General features: G+C 27.3%; 21 protein-coding genes. 19 read left to right on the top strand and 2 right to left on the bottom strand.

Features of this window, described 5'->3' with window-relative positions; genetic code table 11:
- Positions 1 to 72: 72 nt before the first annotated feature.
- The 15 genes from INR60_RS01465 (at position 73) to INR60_RS01535 (ending at position 16,748) form a co-directional block, all read left to right on the top strand.
- Positions 73 to 1,047 carry a methionine ABC transporter ATP-binding protein gene (locus INR60_RS01465; RefSeq protein WP_194189696.1) on the top strand — a complete coding sequence of 325 codons (975 nt, stop codon included), beginning with the start codon at positions 73 to 75 and terminating at the stop codon, positions 1,045 to 1,047.
- 1 nt (position 1,048) lies between these two features.
- Positions 1,049 to 1,687 carry a methionine ABC transporter permease gene (locus INR60_RS01470; RefSeq protein WP_194189697.1) on the top strand — a complete coding sequence of 213 codons (639 nt, stop codon included), beginning with the start codon at positions 1,049 to 1,051 and terminating at the stop codon, positions 1,685 to 1,687.
- 21 nt (positions 1,688 to 1,708) lie between these two features.
- On the top strand, positions 1,709 to 2,518 hold the full coding sequence (locus INR60_RS01475; RefSeq protein WP_194189698.1) for a MetQ/NlpA family ABC transporter substrate-binding protein: 810 nt from the start codon (positions 1,709 to 1,711) through the stop codon (positions 2,516 to 2,518).
- Positions 2,519 to 2,642: 124 nt separating this feature from the next.
- Positions 2,643 to 3,728, top strand: a complete 1,086-nt coding sequence (locus INR60_RS01480; protein WP_194189699.1) for a YkvA family protein — start codon at positions 2,643 to 2,645, stop codon at positions 3,726 to 3,728.
- A gap of 16 nt (positions 3,729 to 3,744) precedes the next feature.
- Positions 3,745 to 4,395: a ribonuclease H1 domain-containing protein gene (locus INR60_RS01485; protein WP_194189700.1), complete on the top strand. Its 651-nt coding sequence runs from the start codon at positions 3,745 to 3,747 to the stop codon at positions 4,393 to 4,395.
- A 76-nt stretch (positions 4,396 to 4,471) separates the two neighbouring features.
- Positions 4,472 to 4,648: a hypothetical protein gene (locus tag INR60_RS01490; RefSeq protein ID WP_194189701.1), complete on the top strand. Its 177-nt coding sequence runs from the start codon at positions 4,472 to 4,474 to the stop codon at positions 4,646 to 4,648.
- 231 nt (positions 4,649 to 4,879) lie between these two features.
- A complete protein-coding gene (locus tag INR60_RS01495; protein WP_194189702.1) occupies positions 4,880 to 6,181 on the top strand; it encodes a helix-turn-helix domain-containing protein in 1,302 nt (433 codons plus the stop codon).
- A 19-nt stretch (positions 6,182 to 6,200) separates the two neighbouring features.
- Entirely contained in the window at positions 6,201 to 7,451 is a 1,251-nt protein-coding gene (locus INR60_RS01500) for a helix-turn-helix domain-containing protein (protein WP_194189703.1), read from the top strand.
- Between the two features lie 251 nt (positions 7,452 to 7,702).
- Positions 7,703 to 10,306: an ATP-dependent chaperone ClpB gene (clpB, locus tag INR60_RS01505; protein WP_194189704.1), complete on the top strand. Its 2,604-nt coding sequence runs from the start codon at positions 7,703 to 7,705 to the stop codon at positions 10,304 to 10,306.
- A gap of 96 nt (positions 10,307 to 10,402) precedes the next feature.
- Positions 10,403 to 10,795 carry a hypothetical protein gene (locus INR60_RS01510; RefSeq protein WP_194189705.1) on the top strand — a complete coding sequence of 131 codons (393 nt, stop codon included), beginning with the start codon at positions 10,403 to 10,405 and terminating at the stop codon, positions 10,793 to 10,795.
- A gap of 157 nt (positions 10,796 to 10,952) precedes the next feature.
- A complete protein-coding gene (locus INR60_RS01515) occupies positions 10,953 to 12,125 on the top strand; it encodes a cation:proton antiporter (protein ID WP_194189706.1) in 1,173 nt (390 codons plus the stop codon).
- 200 nt (positions 12,126 to 12,325) lie between these two features.
- Positions 12,326 to 13,864, top strand: a complete 1,539-nt coding sequence (locus INR60_RS01520) for a GGDEF domain-containing protein (protein WP_194189707.1) — start codon at positions 12,326 to 12,328, stop codon at positions 13,862 to 13,864.
- A 19-nt stretch (positions 13,865 to 13,883) separates the two neighbouring features.
- Positions 13,884 to 15,404, top strand: a complete 1,521-nt coding sequence (locus tag INR60_RS01525; RefSeq protein WP_194189708.1) for a GGDEF domain-containing protein — start codon at positions 13,884 to 13,886, stop codon at positions 15,402 to 15,404.
- A gap of 96 nt (positions 15,405 to 15,500) precedes the next feature.
- Positions 15,501 to 16,226, top strand: a complete 726-nt coding sequence (locus INR60_RS01530; RefSeq protein ID WP_194189709.1) for a Bax inhibitor-1/YccA family protein — start codon at positions 15,501 to 15,503, stop codon at positions 16,224 to 16,226.
- Positions 16,227 to 16,580: 354 nt separating this feature from the next.
- Positions 16,581 to 16,748 (top strand): hypothetical protein, encoded by a 168-nt coding sequence (locus INR60_RS01535; protein WP_194189710.1) that lies wholly within the window; start codon positions 16,581 to 16,583, stop codon positions 16,746 to 16,748.
- 42 nt (positions 16,749 to 16,790) lie between these two features.
- Here INR60_RS01535 and yjeM read toward each other — a convergent pair whose 3' ends face one another.
- Positions 16,791 to 18,290 (bottom strand): glutamate/gamma-aminobutyrate family transporter YjeM, encoded by a 1,500-nt coding sequence (yjeM, locus tag INR60_RS01540; protein WP_194189711.1) that lies wholly within the window; start codon positions 18,288 to 18,290, stop codon positions 16,791 to 16,793.
- Between the two features lie 287 nt (positions 18,291 to 18,577).
- Between yjeM and INR60_RS01545 the strand changes: the two genes are divergently transcribed.
- Entirely contained in the window at positions 18,578 to 20,737 is a 2,160-nt protein-coding gene (locus INR60_RS01545; protein WP_194189712.1) for a YhgE/Pip domain-containing protein, read from the top strand.
- Positions 20,738 to 20,747: 10 nt separating this feature from the next.
- Complete coding sequence (locus tag INR60_RS01550; RefSeq protein ID WP_194189713.1) at positions 20,748 to 22,913, top strand: YhgE/Pip domain-containing protein; 2,166 nt, start codon at positions 20,748 to 20,750, stop codon at positions 22,911 to 22,913.
- A gap of 30 nt (positions 22,914 to 22,943) precedes the next feature.
- On the opposite strand, the gene INR60_RS01555 is transcribed toward INR60_RS01550, so the two are convergent.
- Positions 22,944 to 24,083 (bottom strand): AI-2E family transporter, encoded by a 1,140-nt coding sequence (locus tag INR60_RS01555; RefSeq protein WP_194189714.1) that lies wholly within the window; start codon positions 24,081 to 24,083, stop codon positions 22,944 to 22,946.
- Positions 24,084 to 24,271: 188 nt separating this feature from the next.
- On the opposite strand from INR60_RS01555, the gene INR60_RS01560 reads away from it, so the two are divergent.
- Both INR60_RS01560 and INR60_RS01565 read left to right on the top strand, forming a co-directional pair.
- Entirely contained in the window at positions 24,272 to 24,937 is a 666-nt protein-coding gene (locus tag INR60_RS01560; RefSeq protein ID WP_194189715.1) for a response regulator transcription factor, read from the top strand.
- Entirely contained in the window at positions 24,915 to 26,321 is a 1,407-nt protein-coding gene (locus tag INR60_RS01565) for a sensor histidine kinase (RefSeq protein ID WP_194189716.1), read from the top strand. Before INR60_RS01560 ends, INR60_RS01565 begins: the two co-directional genes overlap by 23 nt.
- The last annotated feature ends 94 nt before the right edge of the window (positions 26,322 to 26,415 follow it).

The raw sequence follows: 26,415 nt of genomic DNA on the forward strand, positions 1-26,415 counted from the left end.
TTGAAGTGAGTTTTATATGCACTAGAGATTTAGTCTCTAGTGCATTTTTTATTTATAAAAGGGGGCTAAAATATGATTACTATAAAGAATATTAAAAAGAGTTTTGGGGATTTAAAAGTTTTAGATGATGTTTCGTTAGAAATAAATGAGGGAGAGATATATGGAATAATAGGTCATAGTGGAGCTGGTAAGTCAACTCTTTTAAGATGTATAAACGGTCTTTCAAGTTTTGATTCTGGAAGTATAGAAGTTTTTAAAAAGGAAATAAAAGATTTAAGTAAAGAGGAACTTTTAACTCTTAGACGTGATATTGGGATGATATTTCAAAATTTTAATCTTTTAGAGAGAAAAACAGTTTTTGAAAATGTAGCTCTTCCTCTAGAGCTTTGGCAAAAGAAGCTTAAGCTAAGTAAAAATGATATAAGACTTAGGGTTAACGAACTTTTAGAACTTGTAAATCTAAAAGATAAAGAAAATAAAAAACCAAAAGAATTATCAGGAGGTCAAAAGCAAAGGGTTGCTATAGCTAGGGCACTTAGCTTAAATCCTAGTATATTACTTTGTGATGAAGCGACATCAGCATTAGACCCAAAGACAACAAGAGATATATTAAGCTTATTATCTAAAATAAATAAAGAATTAAAAATAACTATAGTTATAGTTACACATCAAATGGAAGTTGTAAAGGAGGTTTGTGAAAAAATAACACTTTTAGTAGATGGGAAAGTTAAAGCAGAAGGTTTTTCAGAAGAATTATTTTTAAAGCCTAAAAATGAGCTTAAAAATTTCTTATCTGAGGATGAAATAGAAGTACTTCCGAGAGATGGTATTAATATAAAAATATATTTTGGAAAAGACTCTTCAGAAAATGCGCTTATAACTAAGATGGCAAAAGACACTTTAAAAGATTTTTCTATAGTTTTTGGAAAACTTGAAAAATTCAGAGAAGATGTAATAGGTAGTTTAGTTATAAATTTATCTAAAGAAGACGAAGAAGTTATAGTAAATTATTTAAAAGACAAAGCTGTAGAATGGGAGGTTATATAAAATGTTTGAAATTTTAATAGAAGCTTTAATTCAAACTGGGATAATGGTTTTTCTATCAACCTTTTTTGCACTTATAATAGGCTTTGTTATAGGCGTAGTATTAACTATTACTTCAAGTGATGGTTTAAAGCCAAATAAAATAATATATGGGTCTTTAGATTTTATAATAAACATTTTAAGAAGTTTCCCATTTGTTATTTTAATGGTTGTTATTATTCCAATATCAAGGTTTATAGTAGGAACTTCAATAGGAACAGCTGCAACTATTTTTCCTTTAACTGTAGCTACAGCACCATTTATTTCAAGGATTATTGAAAATTCGTTAAGAGAAGTAGATAAAGGAGTTATTGAAGCATCTAAATCTTTTGGGGCAACGGATTTTCAAATAATTTTTAAAGTTTTATTAGTTGAAGCTATTCCAAGTATAGTGTCTGGGTTAACTTTAACAATAATTAGCGTTATAGGGTATTCAGCTATGGCAGGGGCTATAGGTGGTGGAGGACTTGGAGATGTAGCTATAAGGTATGGATATTATGGACTAAAGCGGGATATTATGATAGCTACAGTTATTATTCTAATAATAGTAGTACAAGGACTTCAAAGTTTAGGAAATTATTTTTATAAAAAATTATCAAAATAAATATTTAGGGGGCAATTAGATATGAAAAAAAGATTAGTAGGAACATTATTAATAGGAATTTTAAGTATAGGATTAATAGGGTGTACAGGTAAAAGTGCAGAGGATGATAAAACTATAACTATAGGAGTTACACCAGTACCTCATAAGGAGATAGTAGAAATTGCTAAAAAGGATTTAGAAGATAAGGGGTATAAAGTTAATATAAAAGAATTTACAGACTATGTAATTCCAAATACTTCACTCTCTGAAGGAAGTTTAGACGCAAACTTTTTTCAACATATACCTTATTTAGAAGAAACTAAAAAGGCTAAAGGATTAGATTTAGTTTACACTAAAAAAATCCATCTAGAGCCGTTAGGACTTTATTCTAAAAAGATTAAAAGTTTAAATGAATTAAAAGATGGAGACACAATAGCTATTCCAAACGATCCTTCAAATGAAGCTAGAGCACTTAAATTATTAGCACAAAATGGGATTATAGAGGTAAAGGAAGGAGAATTAATAACTCCAAAAGATATAACTAAAAATTCTAAGAATTTAAAATTTAAAGAACTTGAAGCGGCAGCTCTTCCTAAAACACTTGAGGATGTAGATGCATCTGTTATAAATGGAAATTATGCAATAGATGCAGGGTTTTCAGTAAAAAAAGATGCAATAATTAAAGAAGATAAAGATTCAAAAGGTTCAGAGCCTTATGCAAATATTCTAGTTGTTAGAAAAGAAGATAAGAATTCGCAAAAAATAAAAGATTTAGGGGATGCATTAACTTCACAAAAGGTTAAAGACTTTATTAATGAAAAATATGATGGTGCTGTAATCCCAGTATTTTAAAATTTTAGGATATTAAGCTTTAAAGTTTAATATCCTTTTTTCTATAAAAAAATAAGATGTTTTACTTCTTTATGGTTAGAGGTTAAAATTATAATTATAGATAGATTTTTTGGAGGTATAATAAATGGAGGTATCTAGAGTATTAGTAAGCTTAAAAGGAAGTGATGTTTTAAGTATTATTAATGATTTCGTAAAGGTAGAGGGTCTTAATCTTGATTATGTAGAAATAAATAATGAAGTATTAATAAAGGGAAGCTATAAAAAAGTATTAAAAATAAATTTTGAAGGTGCAATAAGTAATATAGAGGTAAATAATAATAATATAATATGTAATTTTTCAAAGTTTAAGGTATATAAGCTTGGAATGATAAGAATGATAAGAAGTTTAGCATTAAAAATTGGATTAAACTTTTTAGATGTTAAAGGAATAACTGCAAATAAAAATAAGTTAGAAGTTAATGTAGACGAGCTTTTAAAAGATTTAAAGTTTATAAATCTAAATGTAGAGGATATTGATATTAAAGAAGAAACAATAGAAGCTAAAGTTAATAACTTAAAATTAAATTTAGGATTAATATTAAATAAAGAAGATAAAAATAATGATGAAAAAATTATAAAAGAAGAAATTACAGAAAGTGTAGCTGGAACTGAAGTTACTGATATAGTAGTAATAGAGGATTCAAAAGAAGAGATAGAAGAAAGAGTTTTAGATGAGTTTGAAGAGGAAGCGTTAAATTTAACTAGAGCTTTAAGAAACCAAAAGGAAAGAAATGACTTTTATGATAAAGGAAGAGAGAAGGCTAGGGAAAAGGTAAAGGATAATTTGCCAAAGAATGCTAAGGCATATTCAGATTATATATTTATAGTTCCAGACCTTTTAGCACTTATCCTTAGGTTATTAAAAGATGATAGAGTAAATATTAAAACAAAACTTGCAGTTTCGGCATCTATTGCATACATAGTATGTCCAAATGATCTTATTCCAAGCAATATTCCGCTTGTAGGTAAGGTAGATGATATAGCAGTACTATTTTTTGCTTTAAATAGAATAGCGACTGATGTTCCGATGAATGTAATTATTGAAAATTGGTCTGGTAAAAATGAAATGATATTAGTTTTAAAAAATGGTTTAGAATATGTAGCTAATTTTACTGGAGCTAGAAATGTAGACAAAATATATAAAATAATCGAAGAATTAAGTGTACTATAATTTAAGGAGAAAAGTTATGGCAAGTAAATTTTATTCTGTTTATAAGGGTAAATCAGGAGTTCCTATGATTTTGAGATCTTGGGAAGAATGTAAAAGTGAAGTTATAGGATTTAAAGGAGCAATTTATAAAAGTTTTAAAACTTTAGATGAAGCTAAAGAATTTTTAGTATTAAGTTCTAATGGTAAAAAAGTAAATAACAACCAAAAAGATGTTAAAGTTTTGAAAAATGAAAGTTATATAGATGAAGAGGGCTTAACTATTTATGTAGATGGAAGTTTTTCTTTAGAAAAAAAGAATTTTTCATATGGACTTGTAGCGATAGATAAAGGAGAAGTTATCTTTAAAGATAATGGAGTTGGCTTTGATGAAAAAGCTATTGCTTTAAGAAATGTTTCGGGGGAAGTTTTAGGTTCCATGAAGGCTATTGAATTTGCAATAGAAAAAGGATATAGTGAGGTTTCCATTGTATTTGACTATCAAGGAATAGAATCTTGGGCACTTGGAACTTGGAAAAGGAATAATGATATTACAAAAGGATACCATGAATTTATAAAAGAAAAATCTAAATTAATAAAAATAAATTTTGTTAAGGTAAAAGGACATAGTGGTGATAAATATAATGATTTAGCAGATAAGCTTGCAAAATCTGCGCTAGGAATACTTTAGGATATTATTACCACGATTAAAATTAAATAAGCTACATAATATAAATATGAAATAAATTTAAAGGGGTGTTTATATTATGTGTTATAAAGGTTTAAGAGGATTAATCCTAGGAACAGTAGCCGGAGCAGCTGTTGGAATGCTATTAATGCCACAACTTGATAGAAAAACACAAAGAAGTGTCAAAAAAACAGGAAGAGTTATAAAGTGTGTGGCTGAAGATGCATATGACAACATAATGGGAATGATGAAATGAAAAATTATAGGGCTATTTTCATAATAGCCCTATAATTTTTTTATAAATTAGAAAAAATTTTTAATAAAATTTTGCCTAATTAAATTTTTAACTCAAAAAAATTAACAAGTTGTAACAAAAATATTGTATATATTTACAGGTACGTGTTATAATATATCTAAAATTACAAGAAATTTAATAAAGTTTAAATAGTATTAACAAAATTAAGTGAAAAAGAGGGAAGAACAGTATATGGAAATTTTATCTCTAGGAGAAAAAATAAAAAGAAAAAGAAAACAGTTAGATATGACTTTAAAAGACTTAGCTAAGGATAGAATTACTCCAGGACAAATAAGTTTAGTAGAGTCTGGAAGATCAAACCCTTCTATGGACCTATTAGAATACTTAGCGCAAAGCTTAGATATTACTGTTGAATATCTAATGGAGTCAGAAGAAAGTCAAGCAGAAAAGATTTGTATGTATTACGAGCAAATAGCTGAATCGTATGTGCTTGAAAGAAGTTTTATCCAAGCGGATAAATACATAGAAAATGCTCTTTATTATGCGGAAATGTATAATTTAGAATATAAAAAAGCTAAAATTCTTTATTTAAGAGCAGATATACACAAAAAGAAAGGTGAACTTGCTTTAGCTCAGCAATATTTCCTTTCAGCAAACGTTATATTTATAAAAAACAATAAATTTAATGAAATAGTTAGAACTTTCTTAAATCTTGGAGTTATCACTCTAGATTTAGAAGCATATCATTCAGCTACAAGTTATTTAAAACAAGCTGAGAAGGTTTATATGGATAATAACTTAGGAGATGATTATCTTTTAGGTAAGATTTACTTTTATCTAGCTAAAAGTTACTATGAAGTAAATAAGGTAGGACGAGCTATGGACTACTCTTTCTTAGCTAAAGAAAAGTTTGAACAAATAAACGACAAAGAAAATTATGCTAAAACTTTATTATCTTTATCAGAAGAATATAACAAAAGCGGTGATTTAACTAAAGCTATTGAATATTCAAAAAGAAGCTTAAAAATTTATAGAGAACTTAATGATTTTAGAACTATATCTAATATAGAAAATGATTTAGGAGAGTTTTTCTATAGCTTTGAAAATATAGAAGAATCATTTAAACATTATCATTTAGCAAAAGAAATGAAAATGAAAAATAATGATGATAGTGTTATTTATACATTAATCAATATATGTAAAAACTATCTAAAACTTAAAAACATTGAAAGTTGCAAAGAAGTTTTAGATGAGATTTATGAAATGCTTAGAGATGAGCAAAAAGAAGAGTATATTGAATGTAATTTAGTTAAATTTAGAATGCATATTATTGAAGAAAAGCTAAATGAGGCTGAGAATGTCTTGATGACAACTTATAGATATGCATATTCAAATGATTTATTCCAAAAAGCAGGCGAGTTAGCTATAACGTTAGGTAAATTCTACATTGATAACAAAAATGATGAAGATGCTGCTAAGTATTTAGATACTGGGGTAAACATATTTAAAGAAATTGGCATATTAAAAAACTAGAGTGGAATAGGTGATTTTAATGGAGATACTTTCAACTGGGGAAAAAATAAAACGTACAAGGATATACAAGGGAATAACTTTAAAGGAATTATGCACAGATAGAATTTCTATTTCTAAGATGAGTTGCATAGAAAATGGAAAGGTAAAAGCTGATAAAGACATCTTAGAGTATATTGCAGATAAATTGGCTGTAGATTATTCATATTTAGCAAAAGATGTTTATGAGCAAATAATTGAAAATATAGATATTATAGATAAGGGAAACTATAATTCTACATTCGAAAATGATGTGAAATTGAATTTAGAGTACGCTTTAGATTATGGGTATGGTGACTTAGCATTTAAATTGATGCATAAATTATTTAATGGATACAAAATAAAGGGAAAATTAGAAGATATCTCAGATCTTATACCAGAATACTATAACCTATATGTTGAAGATAATACTATAGAAAAGACTATGACTTATTTTAAAGATATAGCAGAATATCTTTATGATAATTTAGAGTATAGAGAAGCGGGAACATACTACGGGAGATTATGTGAACTTTTAGAGAGGGAAAATTTAATTTCTGATGAGGAATATGTTTACGTAAATTATAAAGAAGGAATGTGTTATCTTAAATCAAATAATCATGAAAAAGCATACAAGCATTTAAGTATAGCTAAAGAAAATATTGATAAAGTTACAACTGATAAATTAAAGGGATGTATTTATCATTATAATGATGTTTTAGATATACTTATGGGAAAAGATAATAAGGAATTGCAAGATGCAGCTTTATCTTTTTATGGAGTAGATAGTATAGAAGCAATAGATGCAAGATTAGATTTTGCAACATCTTACTTTACTATAAGAAAAGAAAAAGAAGCTGTGGATTTAATAGATTTAAGTATAAATCTTTTAGAGGACAAAAATTCACTTGAAGCTGGGAAACTTATCATAAAATGTATAAAAATACTTATAAGTAATGGTAAATATGATATTGCAGAAAAAATATCAGATAAAGCTATAAATTTAGTTATAAGTTTAAATGATATAAAATTAATTGAACGTGGATACTATTTAAAAGGAATATTACTACAAAAAAGAGGGGAATATAAAGAATCGGAGCTTTATATGAATCTTTCATTAGACTCTTTAATAAAATGTGGTAATAAAAAAGAACTTTATAAAAGATATTTAGACATGGCAAATATGTATCATAAACTAAATGAGATTAAAGATTCGTTAAGATATTTTACTTTAGCTATGCAAACTAGAAATTAAAAAATCTTTCAGACTAGCACGGTTGTGCTAGTCTTTTTTTATAATTTATGTTAAAAAGGACATACTAAAATTATGAATAAAGTACGAAGGTCAAATAAAGTATAAAAAGAGAGTAAAACGGAGAAAATAAAAGATAATTGCTTTTAATGGACAAAAATAGTCTTAAATTTACTTTTACCTTCTTTGACTTTCAACTTTTAAGGGATTATTATTTAATCAATAGATAAAAACGAAAAATGAGGTGAAATTAGATGAACATAGATAAAATGACTGTAAGAGTACAACAAGCATTAAACGATGCTAATTCATTAGCAGTAAGATTTCAAAATCAAGAGTTAGATGTAATTCATTTATTTGGAGCTTTAGTAGAACAAGAAGACGGATTAATTCCAAATTTACTAAATAAGATGGGTGTTCCAGTAAAAGCTTTAGTAAGTTCTATTGAAAGTGCAATAGATATGCTTCCTAAGGTAAGTAGTAGTAACGGCAGCGCAGCCCCAGTATATGCAAGCAGGAGAATTGAAGAAGTTTTAATGGAAGCTGAAAAAGTTTCTAAAAAGTTTGAAGACTCATATATAAGCGTTGAACACGTGATGCTTGCTATTATGAAAGTAGATAATAAAGGAATGGTAGGAGAAATATTAAAAGCCTACAACATAAACAAAACAAACTTTATGGACGTATTAAAAGAAGTACGTGGAAGTCAAAGAGTAGAAACTCAAGATCCAGAAGGTACTTACGATGCTTTAGGTAAGTATGGTACAAACTTAAATAAATTAGTTAACGAGCATAAATTAGATCCTGTTATTGGAAGAGATGATGAAATTAGAAGAACGGTTAGAATTCTTTCAAGAAGAACTAAAAATAACCCAGTTTTAATAGGTGAACCTGGTGTTGGTAAAACTGCAATAGTAGAAGGATTAGCTCAAAGAATAGTAAATGGAGATGTACCTGAAGGATTAAAAGACAAAATAATATTCTCTTTAGATATGGGTTCACTAATTGCAGGAGCTAAGTATAGAGGAGAATTTGAAGAAAGATTAAAAGCTGTACTTAAAGAAGTACAATCAAGTGAAGGGAAAATTATTCTTTTCATAGATGAAATTCATACAATAGTCGGTGCAGGTAAAACAGATGGTGCTATGGATGCGGGTAACTTAATTAAGCCTTTACTTGCAAGGGGAGAATTACACTGCATTGGTGCTACAACATTTGATGAATATAGACAATACATTGAAAAAGATAAAGCACTAGAAAGAAGATTCCAACCAGTTATAGTTGAAGAACCTTCTGTAGAAGATGCTATATCAATTTTAAGAGGATTAAAAGAAAGATTTGAAATTCACCACGGTGTAAGAATACACGATTCAGCTATAATAGCTGCAGCTAAATTATCAGATAGATATGTTCAAGACAGATATTTACCAGATAAAGCTATAGACTTAATAGATGAAGCTGGTGCTATGATAAGAACAGAGATAGACTCACTTCCTACTGAACTTGATACTGTAAGAAGAAAAAAATTCCAACTTGAAATCGAAAAAGAAGCTTTATCTAAAGAAAAAGATGAGTTTTCTAATAAAAGATTAAAAGAAGTGGAAAAAGAACTTGCAGAAGTTAAATTAAAAGATGATGAAATGTCTGCAAAATATGAAAAAGAAAAAGCACACATAATTGAACTTAGAGATTTAAAAGAGCAATTAGACGAAGCTAAAGGAGATATTGAAAAATACGAAAGAGCTTACGATTATAATAAGGTTGCAGAGATTCAATATAGCTTAATTCCAGAAATAGAAAGAAAAATAAAAGAAAAAGAAGAAGAAGTTAAAGAAAATTCTAAAGGTGCCCTATTAAAAGAAGAAGTTACAGAAGAAGAAGTATCAGAAGTTTTAGCTAGATGGACTGGAATTCCAGTAACAAGGCTTCTAGAAGGAGAACGTGAAAAACTTCTAAGATTAGATAAAGAGTTACAATCTAGGGTTATAGGTCAAGATGAAGCTGTAGAATCAGTATCTAACGCAATACTTAGAGCTAGAGCAGGACTTAAAGATGAAAATAAACCTATAGGTTCATTTATATTCTTAGGACCAACTGGTGTTGGTAAGACAGAACTTGCAAAAACTTTAGCTAGAACTTTATTTGATAGTGAAGATAGCATGATTAGAATTGATATGTCAGAATATATGGAAAAACAATCTGTATCTAGATTAGTTGGACCTCCTCCAGGATATGTTGGATACGAAGAAGGTGGACAATTAACAGAAGCTGTTAGAAGAAATCCATATTCAGTATTACTATTTGATGAAATTGAAAAAGCTCATCCTGATGTATTTAATATGTTCCTTCAAATATTAGATGATGGTAGACTTACAGATAACAAAGGTAAAACTGTAGACTTTAAAAACACAATAATTATTATGACTTCAAACATAGGATCACAATATCTATTAGATGGTAGCACAAAAGATGGAATTAGTGATTCAGCTAAAGAAATGGTAATGAGTGAAATGAAAGCAAGGTTTAAACCAGAATTCTTAAATAGGGTTGACGACATTATAATGTTTAGACCTCTTACAGAAGAAGGAATAACTAAAATCATAGATATATTCTTAAGAGATGTTGAAAGAAGATTAGAGGATAGAAATATTAAATTAAATATTACAGATAGTGCAAAACACATATTAGCTAAAGAAGGATATGATCCAGTTTATGGTGCTAGACCATTAAAAAGATATATCCAAAATACTTTAGAAAATAGTTTAGCTAGAAAATTAATAAAAGGTGAAATAGGATATGGCATGACTGTAAAAATTGATGGAGAAGGGGATAATATTACAATTGTTCCTGAAAAATAATAGCATATAAATCATTTCAAAATATAAAAATATAAATAAGTAAAGGATAGAAATTAAATTTCTATCCTTTATTTAATATATAAAAGAGGTGATTTAATGGATTATGTTGTTTCAGAAAATAATTATTTAGCGGTACTATCAAACGGAAAGGCAAGGGGATTCGTAGAATATGAAGAAGCAAAAGCATATATAAACAGATATTTTATGGAAAATTTAAATAGTCAAGGAAAGAAAAATATATATGCAGATTATGATATGTATGAAGAAAAGTCTACTGAGGATATAGCTTTTGTTCTAGGCGCTGAAAATGATGAAGTAAGTATTTATATGATAGAAGATATAATAGATTACATACGAGAAATGGAAATTGCAACAATTGATGAAAAGGAAGAAATAATTTCAAAGCTATTAAGTAAAGAGTGCAATGTAGATATTTATGCAGCAGGACTTAAAAGCATCTTAGAAAATATAAATCCAATCCTTATTTAAACTAAGTGAAAGAGAGAGGTAAATGTCAAAAAGATAAAGTTAGCATACCTAATTACTTTAAACTCGCGGTAATGACATAAAACTAAATTGTAAAATATTGCTATAAGTAATATAATGGCATAAGTTACAAAATTAGTTTGAGTAAAGGGGGATTACTATGCTATCATATAGATTTTTATTTGACATAGCAATAATATTACTTAGTACAAAATTTTTAGGGATTGTTACAAAAAAGTTTAAGATGCCACAAGTAGTAGGTGCACTTATGGCAGGATTAGTATTAGGTCCTGCAATGCTTGATATTCTTCATGAAACAGAGTTTATATCGCAAATGGCAGCGCTTGGCGTTATCGTTTTAATGTTTACAGCAGGTCTTGAAACTGATATTTCAGAACTTAAAAAAACAGGCAAGGTTTCATTTGTAGTTGCGGTATTTGGGGTTATAATTCCTTTATTATTTGGCCTTTTAGTTTCTAGTTTTTTTAATAGAGGAGATCTTACTTATAATGGTACAAGTAGCTTACTACAAAATATATTTATAGGAATTATACTTACAGCAACTTCTGTAAGTATAACTGTAGAAACACTAAAAGAATTAGGTAAACTTAATACAAGGGCAGGTAACACTATACTTGGTGCTGCACTTATTGATGATATTTTAGGAATTGTAGGACTTACTATAATTACTAGTATGGCTGATCCTTCTGTTGATATATTAGAAGTATTATTTAAAATAGTATTATTTTTTGTATTTTGTTTTATAATAGGGTATTTATTTCATAAGGTGTTTGTAAAGTGGATAGATAGATATAGCAAAGATATGAGAAGATTTGTAATAGTTTCATTCGTTTTTTGCCTGTTACTTGCATTTATAGCAGAAGAGTTTTTTGGTGTAGCAGATATTACCGGGGCTTTTATAGCAGGTCTTATAATTTCAAATACAGAGAGAACCAAATATATTAACGCAAGGTTTGAAACATTATCCTATATTTTATTATCTCCTATATTTTTTGCAAGTGTTGGAATAAAGGTTGAACTTACATCTATGAGTATGACTATAGTTTTGTTTACATTGTTATTACTAATAGTAGCTGTAGCTTCAAAAGTTATAGGATGTTTCTTAGGAGCAAAATTTTTCAATTATGAAACCAAAGAGGCCCTCCAAGTTGGGGTTGGTATGGTTTCAAGAGGTGAAGTTGCACTTATAGTTGCAAATAAAGGAATGGCAGTTGGTCTTATGAATCCATCTTTTTTAGCACCTATAGTAATTGTTGTTGTTTTTACAACTGTAGTAACGCCTATACTATTAAAACTTACATTTAAGAATTAACTGATTCATTTTTGAATCAGTTTTTTATATTAAATAGATATTTGGATGGTGTATTGAATTTAAAATATTATTATTTTGAAAAAAATAAATAAAATTAGTAAAAGTCTTATATTATTTAAATATATTGTTATTAAAATGCCAAAATACTCTTAAAAAAATGTTATAATTATTAATGAAAAAAATCATATAAGGTGGAAAAAATGAGCGACTACATATTAAATGAGCTTTTAACTACAAAAAAAATGCAAGTCTTTTATGATGGGGATTATTTTGAAAAAGACTGTAACTCTACTTATAAAGAATTATATTTAAAAGCAAAAGAAAAGATGCTTATAAAAGATTATAAAGAATCAAAAGATATATTAGAAAAGCTACTTATAGAAAACAAAGAATCTGTAATTTTTGATATAAACATTTATATAGATTTAGGGTTGATTTTGCAATATGAAGATAATTTAATTGAGGCATTCCTAAATTATTGTAGAGCTTTAGAATTATCATTACTTCAAAATAATGTGACTTTAATTTCAAGATGTTTTATAAATATTTCAGAGATTTTAATACACTTAAATTATAAAGATGAAGCGTTATATATTTATAATCAATTAACATTACAGAATATTTCAAATGATAAGTTATATTATATAATTGCAATAGGAAATATGTCTTATTTAAATTATTACTTTAATAATACTGAACTTGGTAATTATTATTCTAAATTATTTTTTGATATAGTAAGTATAAATAAATTAAATAATATAGCATTTAATTTATTAGGTAATTACATATTAGGAGAAAGGTATATTTCAGTAGGTTGTCATGATAAAGGAATTTATTATTTAAACAAAAATCTTGAACTTTTAGAGAGAGAAAATAGAGCCTCAGAAAAGGTATTTACCTACTTAGAAAAAGCTAAACTCTATAAGAAGTTAAATAATAAACAAGCATCAAAAGAGTTTTTAAACAAAGCTTTTGATATTTCAAGAGAATACAAAAACATAATGCAAAAGGTTCAAGTGCTCCAAACTATGATTCTTTATGGGTTTGAAGAAGATATAGAAAATGAAATAATTATAGAAGTTCTATTAGAAAAAGAAAAGATAGAGTTTAAGCAAAAAAAGAAACTAATGAGAGCAAATATAAGATCTATAAAAGAAAAGTTAGACCTTTATAATGAAAAACAAAAAGAAGACCTTAAAAAGAGAAGTTTAGAAATATTAAAAAATAGCTTAGAAGATATAAATGCAAAAGATATTTTAACTAACGCATTCAATAGAAAATATTTAGATAACTTTTTGAATAAAGATTATTTTTTAACAAAAGAAATGTGTACGTTTATAATGATAGATATAGATAATTTTAAATTAGTTAATGATATATTAGGGCATCTTTATGGTGATGAAACCTTGGTACAGTTTTCTACGCAATTTGAATTAGTTGTTGGAGAATTTGGAAAGGTTTTTAGATACGGTGGGGATGAGTTTTTAATAATATATGAGCATGATACTTTAGAAGATGGAATAAGTATTACAAAGGAAATAAGAAGATGTATTACGGATATTGATGTTTTTAAAGACATAAAAAGATACAGAATAACATTATCTTTAGGTGCAGTAACTATAAATCCAAAAGATAAAAAAATACATAATTCATTAGGTATTTTAAATAGATGTGATAAACTTATGTATTTTGGTAAAAAAGATGGAAAAAATCAAGTAAGGTATGAAGTAATAAGTTAAATGTTATGAGGTTTTATTTATGGAATATAAAAATTTTGAAAAATTAATATTTGAATCTTTTGTAAGACCAAGTGAAATGCTATGCACCATTGAAAACAAAGAGATAAATTTAGATAAGGGTGAAGAAATGTTCTTAAAAGGAATTGCTTTATCTAATTTAGAAAGGTTTTTAGAAGCAGAGGAACTTATAAAAAGTGCTATATGCTATTTAGAAAGTGAAGAAAAGGTTATAGAAGCTTATATAGAGATGGGCAAAATTAAGTGCAGAAATAACATGATGTTAGATGGTATAGTTTGGTTTTATTCTGCGTTAGAAAAAGCAAGTCTTATAGAAAATTTAGCTTTAACTTCTTCAGTTTTGATAAATATAAGCTATGTTATTTCGTTTTATGGTATGAAAAAAGAATCAATAGAAATATTAGATAGTATTGATATATCTGGATTTAAAAGGAGATCGAGTAGTGAAAAATATAATTTATCACTTATAATAATAGCAACAATATATTATAAGAATCGTAAACCGAGTTTAGGTGAAAATATAGAAAAAGATATAGAATTTAAAAAATTTAAGGATAGTTTTATTTTAAAAAAATATAAAAATATAATGGAGCTTTATAAAGCATTAGCTTATAAAGATATTACTCTTGGAGAAAAAAGTTATAGATATTTAATGGAAAATACAAATTCACCTATTGAAAAAGTAAGATATAAATATGTATATTCTAAGCTTTTAGATGGGGTAAAAGAAGAATCATATATAATAGGCTTTATAGAGGAAATAGTAAAAGATTCAATAAAGTATGGAAATGATTTTATTTTGTTAAGATGTATAGAAGATATTTATAAAATGGGATATATAAAAAATATCTCAAAAGATATATGTATTAGTGTTTTTTTAAGAGAAAGTAACAGGTTCAATGAAGAAAAACAAAATCTAATGAATTTTACTATAAATAATATAAGTGAAAAACTTCTGCTTAAAAAGAATCTTTTAAATAGAAAAAACAAAATATGTAAATTAAGTGAAGAGATATCAGAACTTAAGGTTGAGTCTGTAAAAGATGGACTAACTGGTGCTTTTAATAGGCTTTATTTAGATAGTTTTAGTGCAGATAGACTTAGAAAGAAATTTTTTACTATAGCATTTATGGATTTAGATAATTTTAAATTAGTAAACGACACTAGAGGACATATATTTGGAGATAGGGTGTTAGTTGAAATGTCATCTAATCTTGAGTGTTTACTCCGCAATAAAGGAAGTTTAATACGATTTGGAGGAGATGAGTTTATAGTTTTTTTTGAACATAACGATATAGGAGAAGGGTTAGAACTTATAAAATATATCCATAAAAATATTAATGGGTTAAGTGTAAGTAGATATTCCAAATATGATATAAGTGTATCTACAGGTTCTTTAACTATTGAAAAAAATAGAGTGTTTGAAAAAAGTATATATAAATATATTGAAGAATGTGATAGGCTTATGTATAAAGTAAAAGGAGATTCAAAAAATAATTTTATACATAAGTATATTTGTTAGTAGATAATTAATATATAGTTAATTTTAACAAGTAAGTATATATTTATAGTATAATTATTTTAGTAAATCTTTTAATTTTAGGAAGGAGATAATATTATGAGATATGGAAGTTCAAATCCAGCAATGGAAAAAGGATTTAATTCTATTTTAGAATCAGATAAAGAAGGTCAAATGACTGTATCAGGAAGTATTGTAAAAACTCTTATTTTACTTGCAGTTTTAGCTGTGTGCTTTATATGGAGCTATGCATACGTACCATTTAGTTATGGAACTATGATGATAGTATCAATACTTACTTTAGTTATAGCGATGATAACAACATTTAAACCAGAGGTAGCTAAATTCACTGCAATAATTTATTCTGCTTTTGAAGGATTGTTTTTAGGAAGTATTTCAAACCTTTTTGATCAGTACTATAACGGAATAGCAGTACCTGCAATTTTGCTTACAATAGTTTGTGTTGCTGTTACTATGTTAGTATATGGTAAAAACCCAAGCATAGCTGATAAAACTAGAAAAGGTGTTATGATAGGTTTAATAACTATCTTATTAACTTCATTAGTTTCAATGGTTTTAGGTTTCTTTGGAATAAGTGTTCCTATATACGGAAACGGAGCTATAGGAATAGGTTTTAGTGTAATAGTTGTTATTTTAGCTACAGTTAGTTTAATGCAAGATTACGATTTTATAGTTAAGGGCTCAAGGATGGGTGCACCTAAATATATGGAATGGTATGGAGCATTTGGTTTAATGGTTACTTTAGTATGGTTATACTTAGAGATTTTGCAACTGTTAGCAAAATTAGTTAGTGATAATGATTAAAAGATATGAAGCTTAGGCTTCATATCTTTTTTGATGTATAGAAAGTGGAAAATTAAAATTAGAATAAAGTTTAAAAGGAAACATTAAACAAGGTTTTTGATGTGAAAAAAGAGAGATTATTAGATAGCGTAGTGAAAGCCGCTTTTTTATATAATTGAGTTTGAAAAAGATATAGTAGAAGGTTAAAATAATAATAAAGTTACCATTTAAAGTAATTAATATAAAATGGTTAACCTAAATATTTGAAAAATATAAATTTTATTCAAGGCAAAATATAAATGTTTTGTAAAGTAAGATTTTTGTATAAAATTAAAAAAACTCCTTAAAATAAAATTAACATAAGGAGTGATATAGATGAATGAAATAATTAACTTAAAAGATAATAAAAATGATTTAAAAGCTAATAAAAGGGATATAGATGGAAATACACCTGAGTATTATAAAAGTTTTAGTAAAACTTTAAATTGTGAATGTATTGATTCTATAAAAAAAGAAGAAGAGGTTAAAAGTACACTAAAATAAAAAAGGTATCTAAAGATTCCTTTAGATACCGTAAATTTTATATTATTTTTTTCCTATTCTTTTCTCATATCTACTATAAAGTATTAGGGCTATACTTGAGAAGATTATAGGCCCAGCTATTTGGAATATAGTAGCTACATAATCTCCTGAAACTATAATTGGTTTAATTATAGTAAAGAAGTTTGCAAAAGCTATTGTAATTATTACAATAGTAACCCAAAAAACAACCCCTTTAGGTGATTTATAAACTTCAAAAGGTTTTTCGATTTCCTTTTTCTTTTTAAATGATATAAAAGCAAAGGCTACAAACATATAAGGTATTGTCATAGCAACATTACTCATAAGGATTAAATAATTTAAAAAAGTTGATGCTGTGTCACCACCAAATGATGAGATTAATATAATAGCACATACAACTAAGCATTGAATCCACATAGCGTTTTTTGGCATTCCATTTTCATCTATTTTTATAAATGACTTTGGCCAAAGCTCTTTTGGAGTTCCTTCTATCAACTGCTTTATAGGTGAATATGTTAATGTAAAGAATGCACCAAGTAAAGCTAAGAACATTGAAAGACCTATAAACCTTGCAAACCAAATTCCAATCTCTAAAGAAGCACTTTGAGTTAAGTTAAATGCTTGTCCTAGAGAATAACCTAAGTTTTGCATAACCACATAACTTGCATTTGCCATATTAACATTTGGATTATTTAAAGTTTCAGACCAATTAGTAAAAAATCCTACACACAATATTCCAAGAGAGTATCCTAAGGCTATTAAAACTGCTGAAATTTTAATTCCCTTTGGGAAAGTTTTCTTTGGATTTTCAGTTTGGTCTACTAAACCACCGATAGCCTCTAAACCACCGTATGCAAATACAGCAAAAACTACAAAACCGAAAATACCTACAGGTGATTGATATGTCGGATCAGGTGAAGTGAAAAAAGCAGCTTTAGTTATAGGTTCAGCTAGCTTGAAACCGTTAAGTGCTAAAACTATAAATGCTCCAACTAGTAAAACTACATTAGATAAAGCTACAAAAGTACCACCTATAGACGTTACTTTTTTTATGTCATCTAAACCTTTTGAAGCCGTATAAGTAACTAAAGATATAAATATTATTCCAAGTAGTGCCATAGTTTGTGGTGCACTTAGTCCAAATAATGACCAAGATGCAGTGTTATCTTGACCAAATATAAGATTAGAAAAAGGTACCCATATTGATGAAGATGTTGATACCATCCAAATCAAATAAGATGTATACCACATAAAAGTAACTACAAAGGCATACTTTGGACCTACTGATTTATCCATCCAAGAATAAATACCACCACGTTCTTTTCTAAAAGCAGCACCATATTCAGCCATCATTAAACAATAAGGTAAAAAGAATGTTATTGCTGATAGTACATACCAAGGAATTGATGAATATCCCATTAAAAGATAAGCTCTTGCAATATTTGTAAAACCAAAAACTGATGTAAATATCATTAAAATTAATGATAAAAGAGTCAATTTGTCTTTAGTTTGTTTTGTACTCATAAAAAATCCTCCTAAGTATAAAAATAATTTTATTCTAATACTTTATCACATTAAAGTAGAGGTCAAAAGTTAACAATCTATGAAGGGGGATTAGGAATATTATATTTTAAATGGTAAAATAGTATTAAATAAAAATTGGAATGATAAAAATAAAAATACTTGTAACACTTTGTTAACGAAAATTTCAATATTAATACAATGAAATTTGTTATAATTTTAATATTATTTTTTTATAGTATATATGTAGTTGCTCGCATTTTGTCGAGCTGAAAATTCGGAGGTTTATTATGAAGAAGATTTTAAGCGTATTTAAAAGGGATATCCGAGCTATTATGAAAAATCCAATCGCAATTATAATAGTGGTAGGGATTTGTATTATTCCTTCTCTTTACGCGTGGGTAAACATTAAAGCGAGCTGGGACCCTTATTCAAATACCGGCACAATACCAATTGCAATAGTCAACAATGATAAAGGTGCAAAGTTAAATGACAAAGAACTTAACATGGGTGACGATGTAGTTGATAAACTAAAAGATAATGATAAGATTGGTTGGAAATTTGTAGACCAAAAACAAGCAGATATAGGTGTTGTAGATGGAACTTATTATGCTGTAATTGAGATACCAGAAGATTTTTCTAAGGATTTAACAAGTCTTACGACTAACGATCCTAAAAAACCAGACATTATTTATAAAGTAGATACAAAAGCAAATCCAGTATCAGGGAAAATCACAGGTGCAGCTGAAGAGTCATTGGTTCAAGAAATAAAAACAAGTTTTATTTCTACTGTAAATGCAACAGTATTTAGTTCTATAGGTGACGTTTCAAAGCAAGTTGAAAAAAACAAAGATAATATAATAAAAATGAAAAACGAAATTATATTACTAAATGATCATATGGATACTGTGCTTAACATTTTAGGGGATGTATCTCAAAATTCAGAAAATCTAAACACATATCTTTTAGGAATAAAAGATACACTACCAAGTCTTACTAAAAGCTTAGAAGACATGCAAAAAAACACTAAAGATGCTAAGGGCTTAGCAAGCTATACTAAAAACAGTTTAAATAATTCTATAAGTAATTTAGAAACTAATATGAGCAGTCTAAAAGCATCAAGTGATAGGATGAATGTAGCTATCAAAAACTTAATGGATGATGTAAATTCAGGAATAGATAGTAGCACAAGCAGTTCATTAAATGTAATAAGACAAAATGCTCAAAGTATGAAAAAAAATATTGAAGCTTTAGTAACATATTTAAGAGCTATTAATGATAAAGTTCATAACCAAAGCTTAGATAAGTTAATTAAAAGCTTAGAAGGAATTAATACAACTATAGATAGTGAGCTTAAAAAGATAGATGATATTCAAAATTCTATAAACAACTCTAATAGTAATATTAATTCAGAACTTCAAGGTTTACTTGATATTTCAAACGGTATAAGTAGCAAAGTTAATAATACTTTTAATGAATATAACTCATCAGTTAAACCAGAACTTAATAATATATTTGATAAGTTTATTAATTTAACAAATGATGCAAATAAAATATTAGAAGGTTCTAAAAGGACTGTAAATCAAATTAATACAATTATAAATTCCGCGGTAGACGGAACTAAACTTACAACAGAAACAGCAAATCATTTAAAATCAACCTTAGAGAATTTTAAAGGTGATATAAGTGAATTAAGTAAAAAGTTAAAAGAAGTTAACGATAATGATTTGGCTAAAATTCTTTCAATAATTCAAAGCGATCCTAATTTGATGGGAGAAAATATAGCAACGCCTTTTGATGTTAAAGATGAATCAATCTATAAAATAGCAAACTATGGAACAGGAATGACACCTATCTATTCAGTTCTTGCAATATGGGTTGGAGGATTTGTTCTTACATCAGTACTTAAGACTACAGTTCCTGAATTTCCTGGAAGTGAAGAACTTACAGTGCGTGATATTTATTTAGGAAAACTTATATTATTTTTAGTACTTGGAATTATTCAATCACTAATAATAGTACTTGGGGATAAGTATTTACTCGGAGTGCAAGTTGATAATATGCCATTGTTTGTAGCTTTCTCCATAGTTATAGCGTTATGTTTTAACATAATAATATACACTTTAGTTTCACTACTTGGAAACATAGGTAAAGCTATATCTATAATAATAATGGTATTGCAAATAGCAGGTTCAGGTGGAACTTACCCTATACAATTAGACCCTGTATTCTTTAGAATAGTTCAGCCATTTTTCCCATTTACCTATGCTTTAGGTGGATTTAGGGAAGCTATAGCAGGACCTCTAGTAAGTAGCGTAGTAATGGATTTTGCAATGCTTATATTATTTGGAGGAATATTCTTAGTAATTGGAATTCTATTTAAAGAAAAGTTAGATAAAAAAATAAGTCGATTCGAAGAAAAATTCGAAGAGTCTGGAATTGCAGAATAGGGGGCTAGTTATGAAGAATATATTTAAGATTTTCAAAAGAGATTTGAGAAATATAAAAAAGAATCGCGCAGCGCTAGCTATAGTAATTGGGTTATTTTTCGTACCATCTTTATATGCATGGGTTAATATAAAAGCTTGTTGGGATCCTTATGTTAATACTTACAACTTACCTGTTGCAGTAGTTAACAATGACCAAGGCGCTACCCTTGAAGGCAAAAATGTAAACATCGGTAATGAAATAGTTGAAGAACTTAAGGATAATAAGGATATAGGTTGGAAGTTTGTAAGTGACTGGGAAGGAAATTATGGTTTAAATGAAGGTAATTATTATGCATTAATTGAAATTCCAAGTAACTTTTCAAGTAATTTAGTTACACTTGCAAGTGCAAACCCTAAAAAGCCAGAAATTATTTATAAGGCAAACCAAAAAGCTAATGCTATAGCAACAAAAATAACAGATGTGGCACAGACTAAATTTACAGAGGAAGTGAAAACTAACTTTGTAAAAACTGTTAATGAAGAAGCTTTTAAATATCTAAACCAATTAGGTGCAAAAATTGAAAGTAACAAACCTAAAGTATTAGAATTAAAAGAAGCTATGAATGAAGCAAGTGAAAATATGACTAAGGTTCAAAATCAAATTGAAAAATCATCTAAAAATTCAAAAGAGTTTAGTGATTATTTAAAGAGTGTTCAAAATGATTTACCAACAGTAACAGATGGTATAAATTCACTTCAAAGTATTCTAGATAGTAATAAAACATTAATCACAAACACAAGAATGACTGTAAATGATATGAGCAGTAATATGAAAAATGATTTAATGCAGATTCAAATGATAAGTGATAAATGTAATGATGAGATAAGAAAACTTAAAGAAGATTTAAATAATAATATTACTATTAATGGTGCTGAAATATCAAAAAATATTAAAAGTGTTATTTCGTCACTAAATAATATGAACAAAGTTATAGATAATAATTTAAAAATATTAAATGATTTAAATTCTAAATATCCAAACTTGGGATTTGGCTCAGGTATAACAGCACTTCAATCTATGAAAGAAGGAATAAATAGAGAAATTGATGCTTTAAATAAATTAGATAGTGCAGTATCAGGTGGAGATAAAAATGCTATAACTAGCGCACTTGATAATTTAAGTAAGATTAATGATGAATTAAACACCAAGATTTCTACAGGTGCTAGTACCTTTTACAATGTAGTATTACCTGGAATAAATAATATAAGTTCAGTATTAGAACACGGAAATGATTCAGCTAATACAGCATTAGATAGCTTAAGAATTGTAGTTCCACAACTTAATGCATTAACTAGTTTTGGTATTTCAAGTGGTAGTGTAGCTACAACACAAATAGATAGAATCGGGGATAAAGTTTCAGAATTCAAAGAAAAACTTGATAAGGTTCAAAAGGAAACTAAAGATATAAACAATAAAACTTTAGATGATCTTATAGATATAATGAAAAAGAATCCTGATACTATGGCATCATTTATGTCATCACCTATAAATGTTAAAGAGGAAAAGATATATAATGCCGATGTCTTTGGTGTTGCTTTAACTCCATTTTATACTGTACTAGGTATTTGGGTTGGTGCACTACTTATGACTTCTATGCTTTCAACAGAAGTTAAAGACTTTAACGATGGTAAGAAAGAGCCTTCTGTTACTGAAAGACATTTTGGAAGATTATTATTATTTATTTGTATATCATTTATACAAACATTTATAGCTACCCTTGGAGATATTGTAGTTCTCGGAGTTAAACCGGAATCTGTGGGACTCATGTTTGGTTTTGCATTTTTATCTAGCTTAACATTTATGATAATGATTTATACTTTAGCATCATTATTTGGAAATGTAGGTAAAGCTATTGCAGTTGTAATTATGGTATTCCAAATTGCAGGTTCAGGAGGGATTTATCCAATTCAAACTAACCCAGCGATATTTGGTATTTTACAACCATTATGGCCATTTACTTATGCTATAGATGGATTTAGAGAAGCTATTGCAGGACCGATTTGGTCAACAGTTTATTCAGATATAAAAATGCTATTTATGTTTATAGCTATATTCTTACTTTTAGGGTTCTTAAAAAGACTTTTCCACAAAGGTAATGAATTTATGGAACATAAATTCAAAGAAGCTCAAATATAAAAAAAAGCTGCCAAAATATTGGCAGCTTTTTTAATTGATTTCTATATTTTTTTTAGCAAGTTTTTTATTAGTATTTTCTCTTATTAATCTGTATATAACGCTAAATGCAGGGATTCCTAGAAGGAATCCTAAAAGGCCAAACAAACTTCCACCAACAAGCATTGCAAGCATAACCCAGATTGGACTCAAGCCAACTGAATTACCTACAACTCTAGGATAAATAAAATGTCCCTCAACTTGTTGAAGTGCTAATATAAATATTAAAAATATTAAAGCCTCTATAGGCTTAATCATAAACAGTATAAACATTGCAGGAATAGTTCCAATAAAAGCACCAAAGATAGGGATTAAGCTAGTAACCCCTATAATCACTCCTATTAAAAGTGCATAAGGAAGTCCTAAGATTAACATCCCTATAGTACAAAGTGTTCCTATAATACATCCTTCTAAGCATTGCCCTCCTATAAACTTTGAAAAAATATCGTTAGAGAGACTACCTATTTCCAAAAGCTTATCAGCAAATTTTAGTTTTAAATGGGCATAAATAAATTTCTTTAAAGTTAAAGAAAGCTTTTCTTTGTTTGCAAGCATATATATTGAGAATATTAATGCTAGGAAGAACGTAACAATACCAGATGTAACTGATATAGTAAAATCTAATACATGAGATAATGCAACCCCTATAAACTCACTTGCAAATTGAAGGACATCTTTCCACATTGATAATATATCGTTTATTAATTTATCTGCACCAGGAATATTACTTAAATTTTGATCTACTACATGTTCAAATGTAGTTAAGTATTTAGGAATATTTTCAGTTAGTGTGGACATACTCTTAACTAACTGTGGTATAACAAAAACCATAAGGGTTATAAGAAGCCCTATAATCAAAATTAAAGTTAATATTATAGCGATGGGTCTTTTTAGTTTTTTAAATTTTTCATATTTTTTAGATTCTAGTGGGAATAGTATAAATTTCTCAATTAAAGTCATAGGAATATTTAAAACAAAAGCTATTCCTATAGCACCTATAAAAGGAGTTAGTATTCCAAGCCCACCAGATAATAACTTCCAAACTTTTTCAAAATTTAAAAGAACATAAGAGAGAATTACAATATAAGTTGCTAAAATAATATTAGGTTTTAGTTTTTCTTTAAAATCTTTCAAAAGAAATCCCCCTGTAAATATATTACATAATAGTTTAAACTTATATAAAAAATATTATACACTTTATATTTATCTATAACAATGAAGGAAGTAAAATATTTTAAACGTGAAGTCTGTGTGAATTTTAACTAAGTAAAATAAAAAAATGATATTATAAAATTATAATATTAGTAAAAGGTGATTTGAAAATGAGTAAAATTTTAGTTGTTGAAGATGAAAGAGAAATAAGAGAATTAGTAGTAGAATTTTTAAAAGAAGAAGGGCATGAAGCGGACTTTGCAGAAGATGGGCTTAAAGGATATGAAAAGTTTAAAGAGGAAGAATACGATCTTTTAATTATAGATTGGATGATGCCAATGTTAGATGGATATTCACTTTGTAATTTAATTAGAAATGAATCTAATATTCCTATAATTTTTTTAACTGCTTTAGATGGAGAAGAGGAACAAGTTAAAGCTTTTGATGCAAAAATAGATGATTATATAAGTAAACCTTTTTCATTTAAAATATTAATTAAAAGGGTTGAGGCAGTTTTAAGAAGACGTGAAAAAGATAGGTTTAAATTAAAAAATACATTCTTAGATTTAAAATTAGATGAAGAAACCTATAAAGTATTTAAAGATAATAAAGAGTTAGAATTAACTTTAAAAGAGTTTAATATATTAAGGATGCTTATAAGAAGTTATCCAAGGGTAGTATCTAGAGAGATGCTTATGGATGAAGTTTGGGGATATGAATATTATGGAGATATGAGAGTTATAGATGCACATATAAAGAATATAAGAAAGAAGATATCAAAAGATTACATAAAAACTGTAAAGGGGATAGGGTATGTACTTAAAGAGGATACTTAATAATTTTGGTATTAAGAAAAAAGTATTTATAATTTCTACAGCATTAGTAATTATAACTTCGCTTGTTATATATTCAATCTTATATCTTTTATTCCCTAAAATTTATTTAAGCAATAAAGAGAGTATTATAAATAGTAGTTTAGAAGATACTTTAAAAACTCTTAAAGAGGATTCAAATAAGGATTATAGATATGCTTTAAATGAGTTTTCATATAATAATGGTTCTCAAGTTTTTGTCTTTAACGATAAAAATGATTTAGAATATACAACTGTAAAAGATTTAAATAAGCCCAATTTTAGAGATTTAAATAAAATTCCACCTAAAAATAGAGAATTACGAGAAGAAAGAAGCGAAATAACAATAAAAAAAAGGATATATATAAAATCTATCGATGAGTATAGAGATATAGTTTCTGTAACACCAATTGGACATAAAAAGGATATAGAGGATGTTATGACTATAATACTTCCTATAATCCTTATTATAACTATTTTTATAGGTTCTATAATAACATATATATATTCAAAAACTATAAGTAATCCTCTCCTTAAAATTAACTCTGTTTGTAAATCTATAGCTAAGAAAGATTTTTCTAGAAAGTTAGATTTTCAAGGGAGGGATGAATTTGCAGAGCTTTCAAAATCTATAAATCTTATAAGTGAAAATTTAAAAGAAAATATTTTGAAATTAGAAAGGGCAAATAAAAAATTAAAATTAGATATAGAAAAAGAAAAATTGCAAGATAGGAGAAGAAGGGATTTTTTAAGGGCCATATCACACGAACTTAAAACTCCAATAACTATTATTAACGGGCAAATAGAAGGAATGATTTATAATATCGGAAAGTACAAAGACCGGGATAAATACTTAAACCAAACTTTAAAAAGTGTAAATAAACTAAAAAAGTTAACTCAAGAAATAATAGAAGTAAGTAAAGTAGAAGAGGAAGTTAAAGTTAATAAAGAATTAGTAAATATAAAAGCTATGGTTTTAGATATAATATCTTCTAGAGAATATTTAATAAATAAGAGCAAAAAACATTTAGATATAAGTATAGACGAAGAGGCTGTAGTTTATATTGATAGATCTATTATAGAGAAGGTTTTATCAAATATAATTGGCAATAGTATTAAATATTCAAAAGAGAATATTAAGATTTTTATGAAAGAAAATATTTTAACTATAGAAAATAATATTTACAAAGAATTAGATGTGGAAACAGATAAATTATATGAAGCTTTTTATAGAGTAGAAGAGTCAAGAAATAGCGAAAGTGGCGGAAGTGGACTTGGACTTTATATAGTTAAAACTTTCTTAGAATTACACGGTGATATTAAATATAAAATCAAAATTAGAGAAGAAAAATTCATATTCACATTATAATTTTTATAATTCACATTAGATTCATATCAGATTCATACACCTTACAGCTTGTATCTATATTCTATACATATAGAAAGTTAAGGAGTGTGACGAT

The sequence above is a fragment of the Clostridium chrysemydis genome (assembly GCF_015234215.1).
Taxonomy (GTDB): Bacteria; Bacillota; Clostridia; order Clostridiales; family Clostridiaceae; genus Clostridium; species Clostridium chrysemydis.

Coding starts and splice junctions, on each gene's coding strand:
- INR60_RS01465 (WP_194189696.1), top strand. CDS start 73: ATGATTACTATAAAGAATATTAAAAAGAGTTTTGGGGATTTAAAAGTT.
- INR60_RS01510 (WP_194189705.1), top strand. CDS start 10,403: ATGGATTATGTTGTTTCAGAAAATAATTATTTAGCGGTACTATCAAAC.
- INR60_RS01475 (WP_194189698.1), top strand. CDS start 1,709: ATGAAAAAAAGATTAGTAGGAACATTATTAATAGGAATTTTAAGTATA.
- INR60_RS01485 (WP_194189700.1), top strand. CDS start 3,745: ATGGCAAGTAAATTTTATTCTGTTTATAAGGGTAAATCAGGAGTTCCT.
- INR60_RS01535 (WP_194189710.1), top strand. CDS start 16,581: ATGAATGAAATAATTAACTTAAAAGATAATAAAAATGATTTAAAAGCT.
- INR60_RS01490 (WP_194189701.1), top strand. CDS start 4,472: ATGTGTTATAAAGGTTTAAGAGGATTAATCCTAGGAACAGTAGCCGGA.
- INR60_RS01560 (WP_194189715.1), top strand. CDS start 24,272: ATGAGTAAAATTTTAGTTGTTGAAGATGAAAGAGAAATAAGAGAATTA.
- INR60_RS01500 (WP_194189703.1), top strand. CDS start 6,201: ATGGAGATACTTTCAACTGGGGAAAAAATAAAACGTACAAGGATATAC.
- INR60_RS01515 (WP_194189706.1), top strand. CDS start 10,953: ATGCTATCATATAGATTTTTATTTGACATAGCAATAATATTACTTAGT.
- INR60_RS01550 (WP_194189713.1), top strand. CDS start 20,748: ATGAAGAATATATTTAAGATTTTCAAAAGAGATTTGAGAAATATAAAA.
- INR60_RS01520 (WP_194189707.1), top strand. CDS start 12,326: ATGAGCGACTACATATTAAATGAGCTTTTAACTACAAAAAAAATGCAA.
- yjeM (WP_194189711.1), bottom strand. CDS start 18,290: ATGAGTACAAAACAAACTAAAGACAAATTGACTCTTTTATCATTAATT.
- INR60_RS01525 (WP_194189708.1), top strand. CDS start 13,884: ATGGAATATAAAAATTTTGAAAAATTAATATTTGAATCTTTTGTAAGA.
- INR60_RS01470 (WP_194189697.1), top strand. CDS start 1,049: ATGTTTGAAATTTTAATAGAAGCTTTAATTCAAACTGGGATAATGGTT.
- INR60_RS01495 (WP_194189702.1), top strand. CDS start 4,880: ATGGAAATTTTATCTCTAGGAGAAAAAATAAAAAGAAAAAGAAAACAG.
- INR60_RS01545 (WP_194189712.1), top strand. CDS start 18,578: ATGAAGAAGATTTTAAGCGTATTTAAAAGGGATATCCGAGCTATTATG.
- clpB (WP_194189704.1), top strand. CDS start 7,703: ATGAACATAGATAAAATGACTGTAAGAGTACAACAAGCATTAAACGAT.
- INR60_RS01480 (WP_194189699.1), top strand. CDS start 2,643: ATGGAGGTATCTAGAGTATTAGTAAGCTTAAAAGGAAGTGATGTTTTA.
- INR60_RS01565 (WP_194189716.1), top strand. CDS start 24,915: ATGTACTTAAAGAGGATACTTAATAATTTTGGTATTAAGAAAAAAGTA.
- INR60_RS01530 (WP_194189709.1), top strand. CDS start 15,501: ATGAGATATGGAAGTTCAAATCCAGCAATGGAAAAAGGATTTAATTCT.